Annotated in this window: 27 protein-coding genes; 10 read left to right on the forward strand and 17 right to left on the reverse strand. The window is 69.3% G+C overall.

Annotation, left to right across the window (positions count from 1 at the left end):
* The first annotated feature begins 13 nt into the window (after nt 1-13).
* Both FCG67_RS20890 and FCG67_RS20895 read left to right on the forward strand, forming a co-directional pair.
* On the forward strand, nt 14-496 hold the full coding sequence (locus FCG67_RS20890) for a hypothetical protein (RefSeq protein ID WP_136911559.1): 483 nt from the start codon (nt 14-16) through the stop codon (nt 494-496).
* A 164-nt stretch (nt 497-660) separates the two neighbouring features.
* Nucleotides 661-1,101: a hypothetical protein gene (locus FCG67_RS20895; protein ID WP_136911560.1), complete on the forward strand. Its 441-nt coding sequence runs from the start codon at nt 661-663 to the stop codon at nt 1,099-1,101.
* Here FCG67_RS20895 and recX read toward each other — a convergent pair.
* The 6 genes from recX to FCG67_RS20925 all read right to left on the reverse strand — a co-directional run bounded on the left by recX (nt 1,098) and on the right by FCG67_RS20925 (nt 5,745).
* Nucleotides 1,098-1,658, reverse strand: coding sequence for a recombination regulator RecX (gene recX, locus FCG67_RS20900; RefSeq protein WP_136911561.1), 561 nt, complete (start codon nt 1,656-1,658; stop codon nt 1,098-1,100). The two genes, FCG67_RS20895 and recX, sit on opposite strands and share 4 nt — an antisense overlap.
* Before the next feature lie 7 nt (nt 1,659-1,665).
* Entirely contained in the window at nt 1,666-2,709 is a 1,044-nt protein-coding gene (gene recA, locus FCG67_RS20905; protein WP_136911562.1) for a recombinase RecA, read from the reverse strand.
* Between the two features lie 235 nt (nt 2,710-2,944).
* Complete coding sequence (locus FCG67_RS20910; protein ID WP_077041371.1) at nt 2,945-3,139, reverse strand: DUF3046 domain-containing protein; 195 nt, start codon at nt 3,137-3,139, stop codon at nt 2,945-2,947.
* Nucleotides 3,140-3,161: 22 nt separating this feature from the next.
* Nucleotides 3,162-4,310, reverse strand: a complete 1,149-nt coding sequence (locus FCG67_RS20915) for a glycosyltransferase (RefSeq protein WP_136911563.1) — start codon at nt 4,308-4,310, stop codon at nt 3,162-3,164.
* A gap of 37 nt (nt 4,311-4,347) precedes the next feature.
* Nucleotides 4,348-4,746 carry a low affinity iron permease family protein gene (locus FCG67_RS20920; RefSeq protein WP_136911564.1) on the reverse strand — a complete coding sequence of 133 codons (399 nt, stop codon included), beginning with the start codon at nt 4,744-4,746 and terminating at the stop codon, nt 4,348-4,350.
* Between the two features lie 15 nt (nt 4,747-4,761).
* Complete coding sequence (locus FCG67_RS20925) at nt 4,762-5,745, reverse strand: LLM class F420-dependent oxidoreductase (RefSeq protein ID WP_211243288.1); 984 nt, start codon at nt 5,743-5,745, stop codon at nt 4,762-4,764.
* 164 nt (nt 5,746-5,909) lie between these two features.
* On the opposite strand from FCG67_RS20925, the gene FCG67_RS20930 reads away from it, so the two are divergent.
* Nucleotides 5,910-6,530, forward strand: a complete 621-nt coding sequence (locus FCG67_RS20930; protein ID WP_136911565.1) for a pyridoxamine 5'-phosphate oxidase family protein — start codon at nt 5,910-5,912, stop codon at nt 6,528-6,530.
* Here the strand turns inward: FCG67_RS20930 and FCG67_RS20935 are convergent.
* From FCG67_RS20935 to FCG67_RS20945, 3 genes are all read right to left on the reverse strand, one after another.
* Nucleotides 6,527-7,081 (reverse strand): DinB family protein, encoded by a 555-nt coding sequence (locus FCG67_RS20935; RefSeq protein ID WP_136911566.1) that lies wholly within the window; start codon nt 7,079-7,081, stop codon nt 6,527-6,529. The two genes, FCG67_RS20930 and FCG67_RS20935, sit on opposite strands and share 4 nt — an antisense overlap.
* A 108-nt stretch (nt 7,082-7,189) precedes the next feature.
* The gene (locus FCG67_RS20940; RefSeq protein WP_136911567.1) at nt 7,190-8,698 is read right to left on the reverse strand and encodes a glycerol-3-phosphate dehydrogenase/oxidase; all 1,509 of its coding nucleotides are present in this window, start codon (nt 8,696-8,698) and stop codon (nt 7,190-7,192) included.
* Nucleotides 8,699-8,706: 8 nt separating this feature from the next.
* Nucleotides 8,707-9,312 (reverse strand): TetR/AcrR family transcriptional regulator, encoded by a 606-nt coding sequence (locus FCG67_RS20945; protein WP_136911568.1) that lies wholly within the window; start codon nt 9,310-9,312, stop codon nt 8,707-8,709.
* 86 nt (nt 9,313-9,398) lie between these two features.
* Here FCG67_RS20945 and FCG67_RS20950 point away from each other — a divergent pair, with 86 nt between their 5' ends.
* Nucleotides 9,399-10,979, forward strand: a complete 1,581-nt coding sequence (locus FCG67_RS20950) for an FAD-binding oxidoreductase (RefSeq protein ID WP_211243289.1) — start codon at nt 9,399-9,401, stop codon at nt 10,977-10,979.
* Nucleotides 10,976-11,860: a diacylglycerol kinase gene (locus FCG67_RS20955; protein ID WP_136911570.1), complete on the forward strand. Its 885-nt coding sequence runs from the start codon at nt 10,976-10,978 to the stop codon at nt 11,858-11,860. Before FCG67_RS20950 ends, FCG67_RS20955 begins: the two co-directional genes overlap by 4 nt.
* A gap of 69 nt (nt 11,861-11,929) precedes the next feature.
* Here the strand turns inward: FCG67_RS20955 and FCG67_RS20960 are convergent, their stop codons facing one another.
* The 3 genes from FCG67_RS20960 to FCG67_RS25090 are packed head-to-tail and all read right to left on the reverse strand — an operon-like array spanning nt 11,930 to nt 13,372.
* Nucleotides 11,930-12,403, reverse strand: a complete 474-nt coding sequence (locus FCG67_RS20960; protein ID WP_136911571.1) for a hypothetical protein — start codon at nt 12,401-12,403, stop codon at nt 11,930-11,932.
* A gap of 42 nt (nt 12,404-12,445) precedes the next feature.
* Complete coding sequence (locus tag FCG67_RS20965) at nt 12,446-13,153, reverse strand: PIG-L deacetylase family protein (protein WP_136911572.1); 708 nt, start codon at nt 13,151-13,153, stop codon at nt 12,446-12,448.
* Nucleotides 13,154-13,198: 45 nt separating this feature from the next.
* On the reverse strand, nt 13,199-13,372 hold the full coding sequence (locus tag FCG67_RS25090) for a hypothetical protein (protein WP_169310579.1): 174 nt from the start codon (nt 13,370-13,372) through the stop codon (nt 13,199-13,201).
* Between the two features lie 226 nt (nt 13,373-13,598).
* On the opposite strand from FCG67_RS25090, the gene FCG67_RS20970 reads away from it, so the two are divergent.
* From FCG67_RS20970 to FCG67_RS20980, 3 genes are read left to right on the forward strand one after another with little or no spacing between them, the layout of a single operon-like run.
* A complete protein-coding gene (locus tag FCG67_RS20970) occupies nt 13,599-14,204 on the forward strand; it encodes a biotin transporter BioY (RefSeq protein ID WP_136911573.1) in 606 nt (201 codons plus the stop codon).
* An 8-nt stretch (nt 14,205-14,212) separates the two neighbouring features.
* Nucleotides 14,213-14,893, forward strand: coding sequence for an energy-coupling factor ABC transporter ATP-binding protein (locus tag FCG67_RS20975; protein WP_136911574.1), 681 nt, complete (start codon nt 14,213-14,215; stop codon nt 14,891-14,893).
* Nucleotides 14,890-15,495: an energy-coupling factor transporter transmembrane component T family protein gene (locus tag FCG67_RS20980; RefSeq protein ID WP_136911575.1), complete on the forward strand. Its 606-nt coding sequence runs from the start codon at nt 14,890-14,892 to the stop codon at nt 15,493-15,495. The genes FCG67_RS20975 and FCG67_RS20980 overlap by 4 nt, the downstream gene beginning before the upstream one ends.
* Here FCG67_RS20980 and pspM read toward each other — a convergent pair.
* The 5 genes from pspM to pgsA all read right to left on the reverse strand — a co-directional run bounded on the left by pspM (nt 15,492) and on the right by pgsA (nt 18,994).
* Nucleotides 15,492-16,343: a phage shock envelope stress response protein PspM gene (pspM, locus tag FCG67_RS20985; RefSeq protein WP_246045197.1), complete on the reverse strand. Its 852-nt coding sequence runs from the start codon at nt 16,341-16,343 to the stop codon at nt 15,492-15,494. The genes FCG67_RS20980 and pspM overlap by 4 nt on opposite strands.
* 23 nt (nt 16,344-16,366) lie before the next feature.
* Nucleotides 16,367-17,200 carry a PspA/IM30 family protein gene (locus tag FCG67_RS20990; protein WP_136911576.1) on the reverse strand — a complete coding sequence of 278 codons (834 nt, stop codon included), beginning with the start codon at nt 17,198-17,200 and terminating at the stop codon, nt 16,367-16,369.
* A 186-nt stretch (nt 17,201-17,386) separates the two neighbouring features.
* Nucleotides 17,387-17,764, reverse strand: coding sequence for a helix-turn-helix domain-containing protein (locus tag FCG67_RS20995; protein ID WP_077041357.1), 378 nt, complete (start codon nt 17,762-17,764; stop codon nt 17,387-17,389).
* A 91-nt stretch (nt 17,765-17,855) separates the two neighbouring features.
* Nucleotides 17,856-18,356: a CinA family protein gene (locus tag FCG67_RS21000; RefSeq protein WP_136911577.1), complete on the reverse strand. Its 501-nt coding sequence runs from the start codon at nt 18,354-18,356 to the stop codon at nt 17,856-17,858.
* On the reverse strand, nt 18,353-18,994 hold the full coding sequence (gene pgsA / locus FCG67_RS21005) for a CDP-diacylglycerol--glycerol-3-phosphate 3-phosphatidyltransferase (RefSeq protein WP_136911598.1): 642 nt from the start codon (nt 18,992-18,994) through the stop codon (nt 18,353-18,355). Before pgsA ends, FCG67_RS21000 begins: the two co-directional genes overlap by 4 nt.
* Nucleotides 18,995-19,141: 147 nt before the next feature.
* Between pgsA and FCG67_RS21010 the strand changes: the two genes are divergently transcribed.
* The gene (locus FCG67_RS21010; protein ID WP_077041355.1) at nt 19,142-19,666 is read left to right on the forward strand and encodes an amino-acid N-acetyltransferase; all 525 of its coding nucleotides are present in this window, start codon (nt 19,142-19,144) and stop codon (nt 19,664-19,666) included.
* A gap of 33 nt (nt 19,667-19,699) precedes the next feature.
* Nucleotides 19,700-19,981, forward strand: a complete 282-nt coding sequence (locus FCG67_RS21015; RefSeq protein ID WP_136911578.1) for a YciI family protein — start codon at nt 19,700-19,702, stop codon at nt 19,979-19,981.
* Nucleotides 19,982-20,022 lie beyond the last annotated feature (41 nt).

Genomic DNA, 20,022 nt, shown 5'->3' on the forward strand with positions numbered 1-20,022 from the left:
CTAGAGTGTGAACGTGAGCAACATCGATCTGAGTTTGCAGGTGGACGAGGACGGTTTCGTCTGTGTAGTCGCACCCGATACCTATCGCGGGTTCGTAGATGAGGATTGGGCGCTCGACGACCTCCTTGCGCGTTTTGTGGAGCAGATGAACCGAGGTTCACTATTCGTCGCCTATCCTGGCCCCGACAACGCGAACAGCAATCTGATTGTTGAGTCCGAGTCTTCGCCTGTGCAGGCACTCCGCGAAGCTTCTGGCATTGTGCAAGTCGGCGCTGAAGGCCTCTGGGTCACGGACTACACCCAGTTGTCGATGGCCGCTCAGTTCGCAGATGAGTCACCGCTCGCAGGATATTCGCAGCGATTTCCGGCAGAGCCTGGGATGTACAGGGTCACATTGCGCGAGGACGCCGAGAACGACTCAACATTCTTGCTCACCATTTCGCTGACAAGCTCGGACACGGTCTTGGAGCACCTTTCGGTCCCCTGGTTCGACTAGATCAATCAGCGACTGCGTCGCTCACAGCGTGAGCAACGATCTGAGGAACGATTCGCCCAAGGTTCGCGCACGATCAGCGTCGATGACCTTGGGCACTTCTTCACTAGCCGCAGTGCGGCGCGCCTAACGCCGAATCGCCTTCCGCCACGGTATAATTAGAGTGCATGCAATCATGCGATTCTGCTCAGATCGAAGCCTTCCTCGCGTGCTACGCCGACGCCGACAGCGCCGAACAATTCGGGCCACTCTACGAAGACCAGGTGCTGGTCGGAGATCCGGACGGCAACCAGCACATCAGCCGCGAACAGTTGCTCGCCGGAATCGCCGCGCGTTCGGAGCTGTTCGCGGCGATCGGCTACGGCGGCACCACCCTCGCCTCGCACTCCGCCACCTGGCTGGGCGAGCACTACTGTCTCGCCGGCACCACCTGGTCCATCCCGCTGCGGCCACGTTCCTCGGACCCCGTCACCCTCACGATGGCCTCGGACTTCCTGTTGCGCCGACGCGGCGACGAACTGCGGATTGCGGCATACCTGACCCGCACGTCGATACTCGACGAGCTCAGGAGGGTGGGGGTCCTCCCGGCCGCGGGAGGGACGCCCTAGCCGTCCACCAGGCCGTCGAGCTCCGAACCGGCCTGCGCGAGTTCGCTCTTCACCACATCGAAGGCCATCGACTGCGGGTAGCCGCGGCGGGCCAGCATGGACACCAGCCGGCGCACGGCCCGGTCCCGTTCGCTGCTGCGCCCGCCCGGTCCGTCCATCTCGAAGTCCAGGGACATGGTGCGCAGCTTCCGTTGCACCAGTTCGATGGCGCGGGCACGCTCGTCATCACCGTCGATCTGGTCGAGCGCCTGCGCGGCGATCTCCGGCGCGACCCCCTTGGTGCGCAGTTCCATCGCCAGCGCGCGCTTCCCCTTGCCGGAGAAGGTGTGTCGCGAATGCACCCATTGGGCGGCGAAGGACGCATCGTCGATCAGGCCGACCACGGTGAGCCGATCGAGCACCCGCACGGCGACATCCTCGTCGAAGCCCTTGTCCGCGAGCTTCTTCGCCAGCTCCGCCCGGCTACGCGCCCGATCCGTCAGGAGGCGCAGGCACACATCCTTTGCCTGCGCCTCCTGAGCGGCGGGGGTCCGGGGGGCATCGTCACCGGAGCGCACGGTGGTCCTAGAAGTCGACCGGGGCAGCAGGCGCCGCGTCCGCCGTCACGTCGGCGCCGATGCCCAGCTTTTCCTTGATCTTCTTCTCGATCTCATCGCGGATGTCGGTGTTCTCCAGCAGGAACTTCCGGGCGTTCTCCTTGCCCTGTCCCAACTGGTCGCCCTCGTAGGTGAACCAGGAGCCCGACTTCCGGATGAAGCCGTGCTCGACGCCCATGTCGATCAGCGAGCCTTCCTTGCTGATTCCGTGACCGTAGAGGATGTCGAACTCGGCCTGCTTGAACGGCGGCGCCATCTTGTTCTTGACGACCTTGATGCGGGTGCGGTTACCGACCGCGTCGGAGCCGTCCTTCAACGTCTCGATTCGCCGGATGTCCATCCGGACGGACGCATAGAACTTCAGTGCCTTACCGCCGGTGGTGGTCTCCGGCGAGCCGAACATGACACCGATCTTCTCGCGCAGCTGGTTGATGAAGATGACGGTGGTGCCGGAGTTGCTCATCGCGCCCGTGATCTTGCGCAGCGCCTGGCTCATCAGGCGGGCCTGCAGACCGACGTGGCTGTCGCCCATCTCGCCCTCGATCTCGGCGCGGGGCACCAGCGCCGCCACCGAGTCGACCACCAGGATGTCGAGCGCGCCGGAACGGATCAGCATGTCCGTGATCTCCAGTGCCTGCTCACCGGTGTCCGGCTGCGAGACCAGCAGCGCATCGGTGTCCACGCCGAGCTTCTTGGCGTAGTCCGGATCGAGCGCGTGCTCGGCGTCGATGAAGGCCGCGATTCCGCCGTTGGCCTGCGCGTTGGCGACCGCGTGCAGGGCGACCGTGGTCTTACCGGAGGATTCCGGACCGTAGATCTCGACCACACGACCGCGCGGCAGACCGCCGATGCCGAGCGCGACATCCAGCGCGATCGACCCGGTCGGGATGACCGCGATGGGCTGACGGGACTCGTCCCCGAGGCGCATCACCGAGCCCTTGCCGAAGTTCTTGTCGATCTGCGCCAGTGCGAGCTCGAGCGCCTTGTCGCGATCGTGTGCCTGTGGTGCCATCTTCGGTTCTCCTTAAGTCAACGACTCGTCCAGCGATCTGGGCTTCATCAGCGATCTGTTTCAAGCGATGCCGTCACGTTAGAGCGGGGTACCGACAAGTTCGTGATCAGTCGACTTGTCCAGGAACAAGGTCGCCGATCCGTGCGATCACCGAACACAGTCCAAGCATAGGGGAACACCTGTTCGAGTCAACATCCGCGGCGGCGTGGCGCCGGACCAATCGACGGATCCGGGTTCACCAGCGGGCGCGCGGGACCTCGAACTCGGCACACAGTGCACGCCAGACCTCACGGGGATCGCGACCTGCCTCGATGGCCTCGGCCGCGGTCTTGCCGTCGAGGCTGATCAGGACGTGGTCCACCAGCAGCGAGTCGCCGTACAGTCGGCCGAACTCGCCGTGGACCATCTCGTTGAACTCGGTCAGTCGCACACGGCAACGGTAGCGCGCACCATCAGCCGGCCGCCGCCCTGCACACCGCCACCGGGTCAGCCACCTCCGTCAGGCCCGCCGCCGCGCCCGCCGCGGCCGCACCGAACCCGGGCTCGGACAGCACGCGCAGGACGGCCTCGCGCAGGGCGTCGACCCCGAGCGGGCGCACCACCACCGCGCTGCCCTGCCTGGCCGCGCGGTTCGCCAGTTCCCATTGGTCGCCACCGCCGGGCACCGTGACCGCGGGGACCCCGGCCAGCAGGGTCTTGGCGAGCATGCCGTGCCCGCCGCCGCACACCACCGCGGCGGACTGCGCGAGCAACGCGTCCTGCCTGCCGAGGCCCGCGCGGGCCCAGTCCGGCAGGTCGGTCGGCGGCTCGTCGAGCATCGAGGCGACCACCCGCACGCCCGCGCCGTCGAGGGCCTTCAGCGCCGTCTCCAGCATGCCCTCGGCGCCGGTGAACGCGGTCGAGGGCGCGATCATCACCAGCGGCTCGTCGCCCGGCGGCGGCGTCAGCAGGTCCGCCGTCGGCTCCCACAACAGCGGACCGACCACGTGCGCGTTCTCCGGCCAGTCGGGCCGCGGCACCTCCAGCGCGGGCAGCGTCGCGATCAGCCGGGCGACCGGGCCGGGGTCCGTCGCGGGCAGCCCGACGCCGACCCGGGCGGCGGATCGCTGGCGCGCGCCCTGCCGGATCGAACGCGCGGTGGCCGTGCGCATCAGCGCGTCCCTGGCCTGGCCACGCAGGCCCTCCCCCGGCGCGAGGCCGCTGCCGATGGGCGGCAACCCCTTCGAGGGCGAGTACAGCGGGTGCGGCGACAGCTCGACCCATGGCACGTCCAGGCGTTCGGCCGCCATCCCGCCGCCCGCGGTGAGGATGTCGGAGACCACCAGATCCGGGAGCATCGCGCTCAGGTCCGGCAGCACCTCGGTCGAGATGTGCGCCGCCCGCGAGTGGATGCGCTGGCCCGCGTCCATGTCGTCGTCCTCGGGCCGCGGCGCCAGGCCCTTGAGCTTGCGCGCGGTGATGCCGGCCTCGCGCGCCGCCTCCAGCCAGCGGACCCCGGTGAAGAGAACGGGATCGTCGCCGGCCGCAATGAATCTCAGGCAGAGCGCGATGGCTGGAATGGCATGACCCGGATCCGGTCCGGCGACGACGGCGACTCGCATCCGATCAGCGTGCCACAGCGGCCGGAGCGCCCTGACCTCAGTGACGTGCTTCGAGTCCGACGGCGTCGCGGAGCCGTGTCGCCGCCTCGCGCAGTGCCGGGTCGTGCGCCGCGGACGAATCCATCAGCGCGGCCAACGCCTCGGCGATGACGTTGAGCTTCTCCTGCGCCGCCTCGTCGGCCCGGCGGCTCGCGTTCTCCAGCAGCACCACCAGCAGCAGGGTGAAGACGCTTGCGACGGTATGGATGGCGACCTGCCACGTCTTGAGGTCGGTCCACATCGGAAGGCTGACCAGCCAGAGGGCGACCAACCCGGCACACACGAAGAAGAAGGGCGCCTGACTGACCCGGAGCTGGGCCTGTTCGACGAACCGCTCGAACGCGGAACGCCGATCCCCGCCCCGCCGGGTCTGCGCCGCGTCACTCCTGCGCTCCATCCCGCTCGCCTCCTCTCAGTGGCGCACCAACCCGCCCAGGGTCCGGCCCGCCAACTCGACGATGCCCGGCTCGTGGCCGTTCGCGACCAGATTGATGATGACGCCGTCGATCCCGCGATCGAGGACCCGCGACGCGATCTGCTCGGCCACGTCGTCGGGATCGCCGACGAACTGCCGGTCCGTCGCGGCGGCGCGTTCGTCCTCGTCGAGCGCGCTCAGGTCGATGCCACGAGCGAGCAGGAAGTCGCGCTGCAGCCGGCGGGCGCGATCGCCGTCCTCGTCGATCATCACGAATGCCAGGAAGCTCGTCTCCAGCGTGCTGCGGTCCCTGCCGATCTCCGCGCAGCGCGCGTCGAGCGCGTCGAGTTTGCGGGGCAGCTCGGATGCGTTGCAGATCACGTTGAGATGGTCGGCGAACCGGGCGGCGTACGCGAAGGTCTTCTTCTCGCCGCTGCCGCCGATCAGGATCGGGAGATCGTCGCGGATCCGCGGTTCGTTGATCGCCCCCTCGGTCCGGTACCACTTGCCCTCGAACGTCGGACGCTGCCCGCGCAGCATCGGCACGATGATCTCCAGCGCCTCGCCGAGCCGCTCGAAGCGATCGGTGAAAGTACCGAACTCATAGCCGAACTGGCGGTGTTCGAGCTCGAACCAGCCGGCGCCGATGCCGAGCACGGCCCGCCCGCCACTGACCACGTCGAGGGTCGTCACGGTCTTGGCGAGCATGGCCGGGTTGCGATAGGTGTTGCCGGTGACGAGCGCCGAGAGCTGGATGCTCTGGGTCGACGCCGCAAGCCCGGCCAGCGCGGTATAGGCCTCGAGCATCGGTTCGTCGGGCTCCCCGATGCCGGGCAGCTGATAGAAGTGGTCCATCACGAAGGCGGTGTCGAATCCGGCAGCCTCGGCCTCGCGGGCCTGGGCGATCACGGTGGGGAACAGCTCCCGCACCGACCGCGAGTAGCTGAAGTTGGGCATCTGATATCCGAGTCGAATGCTCACGAACTCCGACGCTACTCCCGGCGGACCGGGTCCGCTCGGCACCGAGGCGGGCCACCCCAAGGGTGGCGGATCGTCACCCCAGGGTCGGTGGTGGCGGACCCGGTCCGGACGGAACATGAGGGTGATCGCTTCGCACCACATGCCTCGGCTCCAGGAGAACCACGATGTCCAGCGCCGAACTCCCGGCGAATGGCACCAACGGCGAGCGGACGATGCAGGACGAACTGGGGACCTCGTTCCGCGCCGACCGCTTCTACGACCGCCAGATGTGCGCCCACCTGAACCCCGCGATGATCGAGTTCATCGCGGGAATGGACCTGCTGTTCATCGGCACGGCCGCGCCGGATGGCACCTGCGACGTGTCGCTGCGGGCAGGCCCACCGGGCTTCGTCCAGGTCTTCGCCGCGGACCTCCTCGGATATCCCGAGTACCAGGGCAACGGGGTGATGGCCAGCCTGGGCAATATCGTCGAGAACCCGCACATCGGGCTGTTCATGGCGGATTTCGTCACCGATCTGATCGGCCTGCACGTCAACGGCACGGCGCAGATCGTCCCCGATGACGAGCTGCGCCACGCGCACCCGGACCTTCCGACGGAGCGGGTGCGCGGCCGCCGCGCCGAGCGCTGGGTCCTCGTGCACGTCGAGGAGGCATACATCCACTGCCGCAAGCACATCCCCCGGTTGGTGCCCGTCGACCGGGTCCGCGCGTGGGGCACCCACAACCCGGAGCACAAGGGCGGCGACTACTTCGGAGTCGCCGCCGAGCGCGACCTCCCCCGTTAGAACTCCATGCCGGCGTCGGCGCCCATCTGCATGGTGGTGTTCCCGCCGTCGAGCGACTCGCGGATGATGTCCGCGTGACCCGAGTGCTGCGCGGTCTCCCGGAGGATGTGCAGCAGGATCTTTCGGGCCGCCCACCACTCACGCTCGGGGGCCCACGGTGCGGTCGGCATCGGGATGAGCACGCCCAGGTCCGGCAGTCCCGCGACCGCGGCCTCGGTCGCCCGCGCGACGGCCGCGTAGTCCTCGAGCAGCGAGGCCAGGGTGTCGTCCTCGCCCACTGTCCACGCCGCGGTGGCGATCTCCATGTCGAACTCGGCGTTCTCGTCGGGCTCGAGGATCGTCTCCACCCAGTTCCGTTCCGTGGCGGCAACGTGCTTGACGAGGGCCATCAGGGTGAGTTCGCTTGCCGTGGACCGCGTCCGGGCCTGCGCGTCGTCGAGTCCCCGAAACGTGATGAGGAAGGTCTGGCGCTGATCGGCGAGCATCGCCAGGAAGTCGGCGTGCTCTCCGGTGACGGTGGACTGTGCGGCGGCGTTCTGAACGGTGCTCATGTGATCGGCCTTCCCTTGGCTGTTGGTAGGGATGACGCTACGAGCAATTGCGGTCAGAAACGGTCCTCAATTACCGGTGTCGCGGAGAAAGCCCGAAGATCCTCGCCGTCAGCCGTTTTTCAGCGCGGCCTCGGCCGCCTGCATCGCCCGCTCGCGATCCGCGGTCACCAGCCCGATCCGGGTCCGGCGGTCCAGCAGGTCGTCGACGTCGAGAGCACCCTCGTGGCTGACCGCGAAGGCCAGCTCGGCATGCGTGACATCGATGCCGTCCGCGATCGGGGCGAGCTCGCCCGCCGCCGCCACCTGTGCCGACTCGCTCCCGTAGCGGGCGACGAGCGAGGCGGGCAGGTCGCCCGCGACCGGCCCCGCGCCGACCACCGGGAGCTTGGTGGTCACACACGGCCGCGCCACGAGGCCACCCGCGCGGACGGCGGCGTCGACAGCGTCCTGCGCCATCTTCCGATAGGTGGTGAGCTTGCCGCCGACCACACTGATGACGCCGTTCGACGAGCGGAGCACCGCGTGGTTGCGCGAGAGATCGGCGGTGGAGCCCTCGCCGGTGTCGAGCAGCGGCCGCAGGCCCGAAAAGGTGGCCAGCACGTCCGCCCGGGTCAGCGGCGTACCCAGCGCGGTGTTCACCGTGTCGAGCAGGAAGTCGATCTCGAAGTCCGCGGCCTGCGGCACGTCGGGGATCTCGCCCTCGATCGCCTCGTCGGTCAGGCCGAGGTAGACCCGGCCGAGTTGCGCGGGCAGCGCGAACACGAATCGGTTGGTCTCCCCAGGGATCGGCACCGTCAGGGCGGCGGTGGGATTGCCCAGCGCCTGCGCAGGCAACACCAGGTGGGTGCCCCGGCTCGGCTTCAGCCGGATGTCGGGATCGACCTGCCCGGCCCAGACCCCCGCCGCGTTCACCACCGCGCGCGCCCGGATCGTCAGTTCCTCGCCGGTCAGCTCATCACGCAGCCGCGCCGAGGTACCGGTCACGTCGTACGCGCCCACCCGGGTCAGCACCGTGGCGCCGTGCTGCGCAGCGGTGCGCGCGATGGCCACCACCAGCCTGGCATCGTCGATCAGCTGGCCGTCGAACGCCAGCAGCCCGCCGCGCAGGCCGTCCCGCCGGACCGCGGGCGCGAGCTCCGCGGCGCGGTCGGCGGACACCCGGCGCGAGCGCGGCAGCACCTTCGTCGACGTCCTGGCCGTGGCCCGCAGCACGTCGCCTGCCAGGAATCCCGTTCGCACCAAGGTCTTCTCGAAGGCCCCGACCGACGGCAGCAGCGGCACGAGCTGCGGCATCGCCCGGACCAGGTGCGGCGCGGTGCTCGTCATCAGGATCCCGCGCTCGACTGCGCTCTCCCGCGCGATGCCGACATTTCCCGACGCCAGGTAGCGCAACCCGCCGTGGGCGAGCTTGGAGCTCCATCGGCTCGTCCCGAACGCCAGGTCGTGCTTGTCCACGAGCACCACCCGCAGGCCACGCGAGGCGGCATCGAGGGCGGTACCGACACCGGTGATGCCACCGCCGACGACGAGCACGTCCACCGCGGCCCCGTCGCCGAGCCCGGACAGTTCCCGGCTGCGCCGGTCCGCGTTCAGCGCCGACTTCGATTGCTGGTTCACGGTTGCTCCTAGGTGAGGGGTGGTCTGAGGTACGCGTCGACCGCGTGCGCGAGCTCCGCGATCAGCGCCTTCGGCGGCAGGATCTCCGCGACCATGCCTGCGGACTGCACGACCGACTGCGCCATCAGCAGGATCATGGTGGCGATACCGGTGGCATCGCCAGCGCGAATCGAGCCGTCGCGTTGCCCGACCAGAACGACCGGGGTGAGCGTCTCGACGATCGCCCGCTGGCTCGCCCCGAGCCGGTCGACGATGTAGGTGATGAGCAGTTCTGGGTCCGAGCGCAGGATCTTGACGAACAGCGGGTGGGTCCGCACCGTCTCGGCGGTCTCCGCCACACCGCGCACCAACTGCTCCCGTGCGACCCCCGACCCGGACATCTCCGGCAGCGCCTGCTCGATCTCCCTGGTCAGCAGGTCCGCGACGACCGCCTTGGTGTCGGGCCAGCGGCGGTACACGGTGGGTCGGCTCACCCCCGCGCGACGGGCGATCTCGGCGAGGGTGGTCCGTCTCAGGCCGAATTCGAGCACACAGGCTCGGGTTGCGTCGAGAATGAGGTCGTCGACGGTGGGCGCTGCAGCTGCAGTCTGCGGATCAGCGTTACGGATAGACATCGTATGTAACACTGTAACGCATGTCCGACACCGCAGCTCCGCAATCAGCCTCCACTCCGCAGTTCCCCGACACCGCGGCACCCACCATGGAGTGGGACGCCTGGGGAGTCGCGGAGTTCCGCAAGCAGCTCTCGCCGCAGGTGCTCACCCTGCTCCGATCCGCGCTCGGCGTCAGCGCCGAGCAGTCGCCGCCGCCCGAGGAGTCGGCAGCGGTGCTGCGCCCGACCAGCCTGACCGAGGGCCACCGCACCGACCTCGACGAGCTGATCGGCTCCGAGCACGTGCGCACCGACGACGCGACCCGGCTCCGCCACGCCGGCGGCAAGAGCACGCCGGACCTGTTGCGCCGCAAGGACACCGAGCCGCAGAACGCCCCCGACGCGGTGGTCCTGCCCGGCTCACACGACGAGGTGCTCGCCCTGCTGCGGTACTGCGCGGCCGAGTCCATCGCGGTCGTGCCCTTCGGCGGCGGCACCAGCGTGGTCGGCGGCGTCGACCCGGCACGAGGCGGGTTCCACGAGGTGATCGCCCTCGACCTGCGCCGCCTGGACGCCCTGCTCGAGCTCGACGCCGTGTCCGGCATCGCGACCCTGCAGGCAGGCGTCACCGGCCCGCAGGCCGAGCAGCTCCTCGGCACGCACGGCTTCTCGCTCGGCCACTTCCCGCAGAGCTTCCAGTTCGCCACGATCGGCGGGTTCGCCGCGACCAGGTCCTCCGGACAGGCCTCCGCCGGTTACGGCCGCTTCGACGACATGGTCCAGCGGATCCGGGTCGCCACCCCCACCGGAGATCTCGACCTCGGCCGGGCGCCCGCGTCCGCAGCCGGACCGGACCTGCGCGAGCTGTTCGTCGGGTCGGAGGGTGCGTTCGGGATCATCACCGAGGTCGCCGTTCGGGTGCACCCGGTCCCCGAGACCACCGCCTACCGGGCCTGGTCGTTCCCCGATTTCGAGACCGGCGCGGCCGCGCTGCGCACGGTGATCCAGACGGGCGCGACCCCGACCGTGATGCGGCTGTCCGACGAGGCCGAGACGGGCCTCAACCTGGCGCTGGCCGGCGACGTCGGCGGCGAGAGCCCCGCGGCGGGCTGCCTGGCGATCACCACCTTCGAGGGCACCGCGGCGCACACGGAGTCCCGGCACGCCGAGGCGTGCGCGCTGCTCGCCGCCGCGGGCGGCACCGACCTGGGCGAGCAGCCCGCCAGGTCCTGGGAGCACGGCCGCTACGACGCGCCGTACCTGCGCGATGCGCTGCTCAACGCGGGCGCCATCGTGGAGACCCTGGAGACGGCCACCACGTGGTCGAACCTGTCGAACCTGCGCACCGCCGTCACCACCGCGCTCACCGAGTCGCTGACCGCACAGGGCACCCCGGCGTTGGTGATGTGCCACATCTCGCACACCTACCCGACCGGCGCCTCCCTCTACTTCACCGTGGTCTGCGCACAGACCGCCGATCCGCTGCCCCAGTGGGCGGCCGCGAAGAAGGCCGCGGGCGACGCGATCGTCTCCGTCGGCGCCACCATCACCCACCACCACGCCGTCGGGCGCGATCACCGTCCGTGGATGTCGGACGAGGTCGGCGAGCTGGGCGGACGGGTGCTCCAGGCAGTCAAGGACGCCGTTGATCCCACCGGAATCCTCAACCCTGGCAAGCTGATTCCATGAGATCAGTCACGGTTCTGACGAACCCCGCCGCAGGCAACGGCCACGCCCCGGAGGCCGCCGCGGCCGCGATCGCCCGACTCCGCGAGCTCGGCGTGCAGGTCTCCGAGATCGAGGGAGAGTCCGCGGCCGAGGCGCTCGAGCTGGCACGGAAGGCGGTTGCCGACGGCACCGACGCGTTGGTCGCGGCCGGCGGCGACGGGCTGATCAGCATCGCCTGGCAGGCCCTGGCCCAGAGCGGCATCCCGCTCGGCATCATCCCCGGCGGCACCGGCAACGACCACGCCCGGCTGTTCCACATCCCGGTCGACGACCCGGCCGCCGCCGCCGATGTCATCGCCCGCGGCACCACCGAGACCATCGATCTCGGCAAGATCGGCGACCGCTGGTTCGGCACAGTGCTCTCCAGCGGCTTCGACTCGCTGGTCACCGACCGGGCGAACAGGCTTCGGTGGCCCCGCGGTCCGATGCGCTACAACGTCGCGATGCTCGTCGAGCTGGCGCAGCTGCGCCCGATCCCCTACCGGATCGTGCTCGACGACCAGACCATCGAACTGGACGCGGCGATGGTCACGGTCGGCAACGGCACCTCGTACGGCGGCGGCATGCTGATCACCCCGAACGCGGAGGTCACCGACGGACTGCTGGACGTCACCGTGGTGGCGGCGGGCAGCCGGTTGCGGCTGGTGCGCCTGTTCCCGACGGTCTACAAGGGCACCCACGTCGACCTGGACGAGGTGCAGACGTTCCGGTCCCGCCGGGTCCGGCTCGAGGCGGCGGGCATCACCGCGTATGCCGACGGCGAGCGGGTCGCCCCGCTGCCGATCGACATCGAGGCGGTCCCTGGCGCGGGATCCGTCATCGTCGGGGCGCCGATCCGCTGACGGTCCGCTCGCCGAGGTGGGCGGTCCATTCCGCCTCCACCTCGGCGAGCGCGTCGGCCGACCGGTCGATCAGGAATCCCGCGGACTGATGGCGGTGGCGATTTCCTCAGCGCTGGGGTCATACCAGTCTCCACCCGGACTTCGGCGCCGGTTGAACAGCTGTGGACGGTATCGGGCGAAATTTCGACGCAACAGCGCGGCGTACCAGCGATCGAGGTACGAACTGAAGGTGGAGGCGAAACCGTCTCCGGCGGGCACCGGGTGGGTCATCGCCCGGTGAACCAGTGTTGTCAGCTCGCCGAATGAGATGTCTTCCACGACTGGCGGATCCGGGAGACTGAGCCGAAACGCGACGACCTCCTCGCCTTCGCTTTCCCATGCGTAGAGAAGCTCGGAAGGCTCGACCGTCTTGGACGTGAGCCGTCTGATGTCTTCTGCGGCGCGTTCAGACGCCGGTCCCCCATCACCGTGCTCGTCGACCTCGCGCATCAACTGCGTCATGCGGGCGAGAACCCTCGGATACAACCGCTCGGCTTCGTCCATGCTCGGTTCGAGTTCCACACGCAGTTGCCCATCCACTGGTCGTCAGAACTGGTACAGCTCGAAGCCGACGGCACGATCGGCGGCGAAACCGTCCCTCGGACCGGTTGCCATCTCGATCTGCGCCCGCGCCTGGTCCAGCACCGGGACATCGCTGAGCGCCTGCAGGTACCGGCTGTGTTCGGCGAGCGACGCCACCGCGGTGTCGACCGTGTCGCTGACGTCGACGGCATGCGTGGCCCCGACCATGACGTTGACCGCCACCCACCGCACGCCCGACCACCGCGGTTCGGTGAGCTCGGGAAAGATCCACTCGTTGGCCGCGTCGGACACCGCGTCGAGCACGCTCTGTCCGAGCGCCCGATGATCGGCGCTGTTCAGGAAGCCCGGCCCCCAGGTCTCGCGATGATTCATGGTGAGCACGAACTCGGGCCGATGCCGCCGGATCGCGCCCGCCAGATCGCGTCGCAGGTCCAGCCCCTCCTGGAGTCTGCCGTCGGGGTGGCCCAGGAATTCGACCTCTGCGACACCGACGACGGCCGCCGAGCGGCGTTCCTCCTCCTCGCGCAGCGGCCCGCACTCGGCGGGAGACAGGCCCGCGATGCCCGCCTCGCCGCTGGTCGCGAGGACATACCGGATGTCCTTGCCCTGTCCGGTCCAGCGGGCCACCGCCGCAGCGGCCCCGTACTCGATGTCGTCGGGATGGGCGACGATGACGACGCCCCGCTTCCAGTCCTCGGGAATCGGCTCCATGCGCCTCAGCATGCCCGGCCCCGGGTGGTACCGCGCGGCGCCGCGCTAGAGCCGGGTGACGTCCTTCGTGTCGCTGTCGGACATCGCCTTGAAGAGCAGGTACAGCCCGAACACCACCGCACCGACGACCAGAACCCAGAACAGCCCCTTGACCAGCGCGCCGACCACGGCGAGCGCGATCCAGACGAGGGCGACAATACCTACGATCTTCCAGAACACCGGGGTCTCCGTTCACTCGATCCGACCGCCACACTTGACGGCCCGATGCGTCCAGCCTGGCAGGGCTCGATGAGAAAAGCACCAGCTCAGAGGCAAGATCAGGGAAAGATCAGGGTGATCCCTTAGGGTGCCGAGGTCGCAGCGGTCCGGGTGAACCACCGCAGGTGCCGGCCGCTGGCATAGGCTCAGCGGGTTGTCCCCGTACTCGCAAGGAGCTCTACCGCTCGTGTCTACACGCACCGCAGGCGCCCCCCGCAACACCGCTCGTGACCTCGCCCAGGTCGCGGTGTTCGCCGCCCTGATCATCGCCCTCGGGCTGCCCGGCACGATCACCATCGGTTCCTCCGGCGTCCCCATCACGCTGCAGACGCTGGGCGTGATGGTCGCGGGCGCGCTGCTGGGACCCCGCAAGGGCGTCCTGACCGTGCTCACCGTCATCGTGCTCGGCCTGGCCCTGCCCGTGCTCGCGGGCGGCCGGACCTCACTCACCTCCCTGTCCAGCGTCACCGGTGGATTCCTCATCGGCTGGATTCCGGCGGTTGCGCTGATCGGCTGGCTCACGGTCAAGATGCTGCCCCGCTACAACGTCTTCATCGGCATCGTCATCAACGCGCTCGGCGGGATCGTGGTGATCTACGCCTTCGGCATCGCGGGCATGATGCTCCGCAGCGACCTCACCTTCTGGCAGGCGCTGAGCGCCAACGGCACCTTCGTCCCCGGCGACCTCCTCAAGGCCGTCATCGCGGCGGTCGTGGCCGCCCAGGTGCATCGCGCCTACCCGGCGCTGCTGACGTCGGCGGCACCGGCTCGCACGCCCGCCGACGCCGTCTAGTCCCACCGATGCCCGAGATCCGCTTCGAGTGCGTCGCTCACCACTACGGTGAGCGCGCCGTGCTCACGGATGTCGATCTGGTCCTCACCGAGGCGCGGATCGGGGTCATCGGCGCGAACGGCAGCGGCAAGTCCACCCTGGCCCGGATGATCAACGGCCTGGTGACACCGAGTGGCGGTCGGGTGACGGTTGACGGCCTCGACACCGCGCGCGAGGGCCGCAAGGTGCGGCGCAAGGTCGGCTTCGTGTTCACCGACCCGGACCATCAGATCATCATGCCGACGGTCGCGGAGGACATCGCGTTCTCCTTGCGCCGCAGCTCGATTCCCGCCGCCGATCGCGCCGCCAGGGTCGCGACGGTGCTCGAGACGTTCGGACTGGCCGGGCACGCCGAGCACCCGACGCATCTGCTCTCCGGCGGCCAGAAGCAGCTGCTCGCCCTCGCCGCGATCATGGTCACCGACCCCGAGCTGATCGTCGCCGACGAGCCGACCACGCTGCTCGACCTGCGCAACACCCGTCTGGTGGCCGAGACCTTCGCCGCGCTGACCCAGCAGGTGATCGCGGTGACCCACCAGCTCGACCTGCTCGGCGACTTCGACCGGGTACTGGTGATCGATTCGGGCCGGGTGGTCGCGGACGGCGCCCCGGACGAGGCGATCGGCTTCTACCGGCAACTGATCGGATGACCACGCTCGGCATCTACCACCCGGGCGCCTCACTGCTGCATCGAGCACCCGCAGGGGCCAAGCTCGCCTGCCTCGTCGTGGCGCTCATCGCGCTCACAGCGGCGGTGCGGTCACCCTGGCAACTCATCCCCGCCGCGCTGCTGGTGGCGGCGGGATTCGCGACGGCGCGCATCCCATGGCGGCTCACCATCGGGCAGCTGCGACCGGCCATCTGGATGCTCCTCTTCGTCGGCGCCTTCCAGGTGATCTTCACCGGTTGGCAGCGCGCTCTGGTGGTGTGCGGGGTGCTGCTGCTGTCCGTGGCGCTCGCCGCCCTGGTCACGCTGACCACCAAGGTGATGGACATGCTGGACGCGGTCGAGCGGATGCTGGCGCCGTTGCGGCGGTTCGGCGTCAACCCGGATCGGGTTGGACTTGTCCTCGCCATGACCATCCGGTGCATCCCCCTGCTCAGCGGCCTCGTCTCCGACGTGACGGAGGCGAGAAAGGCCAGGGGCCTTGGGTTCTCGCTGCGTGCACTCGCGGTGCCGGTCGTGGTGGGCGCGTTGCGCACCGCCGACGCGATGGGCGAGGCATTGGCCGCGCGCGGCGTCGACGACTAGGCGCGGTGCCTGCGCGTGATCGCCTCGATCTCCTCGAGCGCCCCGGCCAATCCCTCCAGGCGATCCGAAGCCGAAAGCATCTCGGACCGCTGCCTTTCGAGGGCTCCGAGCGAATCGGCCGTGGCCGGTACCGTCATCTTCGCCACGGAGGCGAGGAGCTCCTCGTACTGCTCCACACCTGCCGACAGCCGGGCAGCCGTGGCGTCGATCGCGTCGCCGAGCTGCAGCCCGGCCGTGGTCGAACCCGCACGTTCCATCGCGGTGACGTCGTCGGCCACCGCGAACAGCGCCTCGGCGGCCGACGCCGCGGTCTCGCCGATCTGCTCGATGTCCTCCTCCGCGACCACCGCGGACCTGGTGAGCACCCCCAGCAGCTCCTGCAGACCCGTCTGTGCGCCGAGCAGCCGACCAACCGGCTCACGTGCCGCCGACCCGATCGGCGGCAGTGCCCGTCGCGCCGGGGTGCGCGCGGGCAACGGAATCTCGTTGAGCCGCCGGTAGGTTCGCCATGCGGCCACCGCCGGAACCGCGAACAGCGCGGTGGCGCCGCCGCCCACGATCAGCGACCATTCCGGCGCCGATGCCACGGCCAGGCCTACCGTGCCGACCGCCGAGGCACCCGAGACGGTGCCGTACCGCATCCGACGCCGGTTCGCGCGGCGCCGCCTGCGGAGCAACTTCGCACGGGGATCGGACCATTTCCGCACGGCCGAGGCCACCGACCCGCTCACGGTGCGGGCCGCCTCGGTGGCCGCGACCACACCGGAGGCACCGTTCGCCGCGGCGGCGAAAATGGCAGCGGCCGAACGGGAATCGCTTCCCGCTCGGCCGCGCCTCGAACTCGTCATCTCACCCTCATCGGACCACGCGACTACTGCGCGGCAGGTCCCGCTGCATCGGGCTTGGCCGCCGGGGTGGCGGGGGCTGCCGGGGTGGCGGGGGCCACCGCGGGGGTCGCCGTGCCGCCGGTGGGCAGCGCGTCGCCCTTCATCGAGGCCCGGATCTGCTCGAGCCGGCTGTGCCCGGCCATCTGGACGCTCGCCTGCTGGACCTCCATCATGCGGCCCTGCACCGAGTTCTGCGCCAGCTCGGCGGAACCGAGCGCATCCGCGTAGCGACGCTCGATCTTGTCGCGGACCTCGTCCAGGTTCGGGGTGTTGCCCGGTGCGGAGAGCGTGCTGTCCATCGAGCGCAGTGAGTCGCTGACCTTCTCCTGCATCTTGGCCTGCTCGAGCTGGCTGAGCAGCTTGGTCCGCTCGGCGACCTTGGCCTGCAGGGCCATCGCGTTCTGCTCGACGGCCTTCTTGGCCTGGGTGGCGGCCTGCAGCGACTGGTCGTGCAGCGCCTTGAGGTCCTCCACGCCCTGCTCGGCGGTGACGAGCTGCGCGGCGAACGCCTCGGCGGCATTGGTGTACTGGGTGGCCTTCTCGACGTCACCGGCCGTGGCGGCCTGATCCGCCAGCGTCACCGCCTGACGGGCATTGGCGTTGAGCTTCTCCACCTCGTCGAGCTGGCGGCTGAGCTTCATCTCCAGCTGACGCTGGTTACCGATCACCGACGCGGCCTGCTGGGAAAGTGCCTGGTGCTGACGCTGCGCGTCCTCGATCGCCTGCTGAATCTGAACCTTCGGGTCGGCCTTCTCGTCGATCTTCGCATTGAAGAGCGCCATCAGGTACTTCCATGCCTTGACGAACGGATTAGCCATGGGTTGATCCTGCCTCCATTTGATGCGCCGCGCGATGCGCGACCCGATGCGCGACCGTCACGCACCGGAACACGGGCACTGCCCTACCTGCTGGTCGGACCCACCAGTCGAGGACTGGTGGTCACACACAAATCTATCGGTTCGGACGACCGCTGGCATCCTCGCCACGGCCCAATTGCCAAGAACTTACGCGGCGGCGAGCGCGGTGGCGTTCGGCGCGGGGATCACCATGCGGGTGTCCTCGGCGATGCGTGGCGAACCGCCGGCCACACCGGGGGTCGCGCTCGCGGGGGCCACGTTCGGGTTCGCCGGGGCGCCCCGATCGGCGGCGGAGTCCGACAGCGACTCGCTGACGTCGTACAGAACCTCGGACAGGGGCACTTCGAGGGCATCGCAAATGGCCGCCAGCAGCTCGCTGGAGGCCTCCTTGCGCCCGCGTTCCACCTCGGAGAGATAGCCCAGGCTCACCCGCGCGGTGCCCGAGACCTCACGCAGGGTTCGGCTCTGCGAGACCCTCGCACGCCGCAGACTGTCACCGATTGCTTCACGCAACAGCACCGCCATGTGGCTCCTCCTTCATCTCCGCCCAACAGCTTGTTCAACGCCCGAAGGTTCCGAAATGGTTCCCGGTGGCCGCGGCTTGAGCAAACCGAGCCTATCCCGCCGCGGCCGCGCGCATGCGGACTAGGAGTGTCGACACGGCCGATCGGACCGCGCCACTGCGAATCGCCCAGCGGTCACCGGCGAGTTCGAGCCGCTCCGCCGAGACCCCGTCGGGACCGGCGATACCGAGATAGACCGTGCCCACCGGCAGGCCATCATGCGTGTCGGGCCCCGCCACACCGGTCAATCCCACACCCCAGTCGGCCCCGCACCGTGCCTGCGCGCCCACCGCCAGCGCCCTGGCCGTGCTCGCGGCGACCGGACCGTCCGAGGCCAGCACCGCGGGATCGACGCCCGCGAGGCCGGCCTTGAGATCTGTCGCGTACACCACCAGTCCGCCGCGCAGCACCAGGCTCGCGCCCGGAATGCCGGCGATCGTGGCCGCGAGCAGCCCCGCGGTCAGCGACTCAGCGGTGGCGACCGTCTGCCCCCGCGAGGTGAGAGCGGACACCAGCTCGGCCGCCTCGGTCCCGGCGACCAGGGGGTCGGTCATTGCCCGGGTTCGTGCGGGTGCACGCCGGCTCTGAGGCGGACCGCCTGGATCACATAGTCCAGTCCGGTCACGACGGTGAGGAAGACCGCCAGGCCCATCGCGATCGCGCTCACCGTCGCCCAACCCGCTGGCAGCGGCAGCAGGTACATGCCGATGGCCAGGGATTGCACGAGTGTCTTGAGCTTGCCGCCCCGTCCCGCGGGAATCACTCCGTGCCGCAGGACCGCGAACCGCATCAGGGTGATCCCGAGTTCGCGGGCCGCGATGATCGCCGTGACCCACCAGCTGAGATCGCCGAGCATCGACAGCCCCACCAGTGCGGCACCGATCAGGGCCTTGTCGGCGATGGGATCGGCCAACTTGCCGAAGTCGGTGACCAGTCCGTACTTCCGAGCGAGCTGGCCGTCGATCCGGTCCGTGATCGCGGCGACCGCGAAGACGATCGTGGCGATGATCCGCCAGAAGGTCGAGTGCCCGCCGTCCATGAACAGCGTGACCAGGAAGACCGGGACCAGGAAGATGCGGAGCACGGTGAGGATGTTGGCGATGTTGACCACCGGCACCGGCTTCTCGTGCGGCACGCCGCCGGACACCGGTGCCGCCTCAGTCCCCGAGTCCTGGTGCCCGCCGGACGCCATCTCGTCGTGCGACTGCGCGGTCACCGGGCTGCCACCCACGCAGCGCGAGACGCCACCCCATAGAAGGGGGTTTCTTCGCGGAAGCTGTCCAATCGGGCGGGCACATGGCTAAGAATATCGGTTGGCTCCATGACTACTCTTCACCACATGACCTCTGGGCCCATGACCTCCGATCCGGACGCTCCGACCGTCCGCCGCGCACGAACCTCCGACGTGCCGCAGATCAAGCGCCTGATCGACATCTACGCGGGCCGGATCCTGCTCGAGAAGAACCTGGTGACCCTCTACGAGGCCGTTCAGGAGTTCTGGATCGTCGAACTCGACGGCGAGGTGATCGGTTGTGGCGCATTGCATGTCCTGTGGGCCGACCTGGGCGAGGTACGCACGGTCGCCGTCGACCCGAAGGTCAAGGGCCGCGGTATCGGGCACCTCGTGGTCGCGCAGCTCGTCCAGGTCGCGCGCGAGCTCGAACTCGGGCGCGTGTTCGTCCTCACCTTCGAAGTCGACTTCTTCGGCAAGCACGGTTTCGTCGAGATCGAGGGGACCCCGGTGACCGCAGAGGTGTTCGGCGAGATGTGCCGGTCCTACGACACCGGCGTGGCGGAATTCCTCGACCTGAGTTACGTGAAGCCGAACACGCTCGGCAACACCCGCATGCTCCTCACCCTCTAGAGACCCGCCAACCACTCCCGAAAGCGAGCCCCCATGCCCATCTTCGCCGTCGAGTACACCTACAGCGAGGCCACCTCCGACGCCAGGGACGAGGTCCGGCCCGACCACCGCGCGTGGCTGTCCGGGCTGGTCGAGCGCGGCACCGTACTGACCACGGGACCTTTCGCGGACGGCAGCGGCGCACTCATCCTGGTGACGGCCGAGGACGTCGCGGCCGTGCGCTCGCTCTTCACGAACGACCCCTTCGCCAAGGCGGGCCTCGTCGAGGCCGCACGGTTCACCGAATGGACACCGGTGATGGGCGCCTTCTCCTGAATGCGGGCTACGCCGCAGTGGGGGGGGGGGGCGGGCGGGGG

This window comes from Rhodococcus oryzae, from assembly GCF_005049235.1.
GTDB classification, from domain to species: Bacteria; Actinomycetota; Actinomycetes; order Mycobacteriales; family Mycobacteriaceae; genus Rhodococcus_G; species Rhodococcus_G oryzae.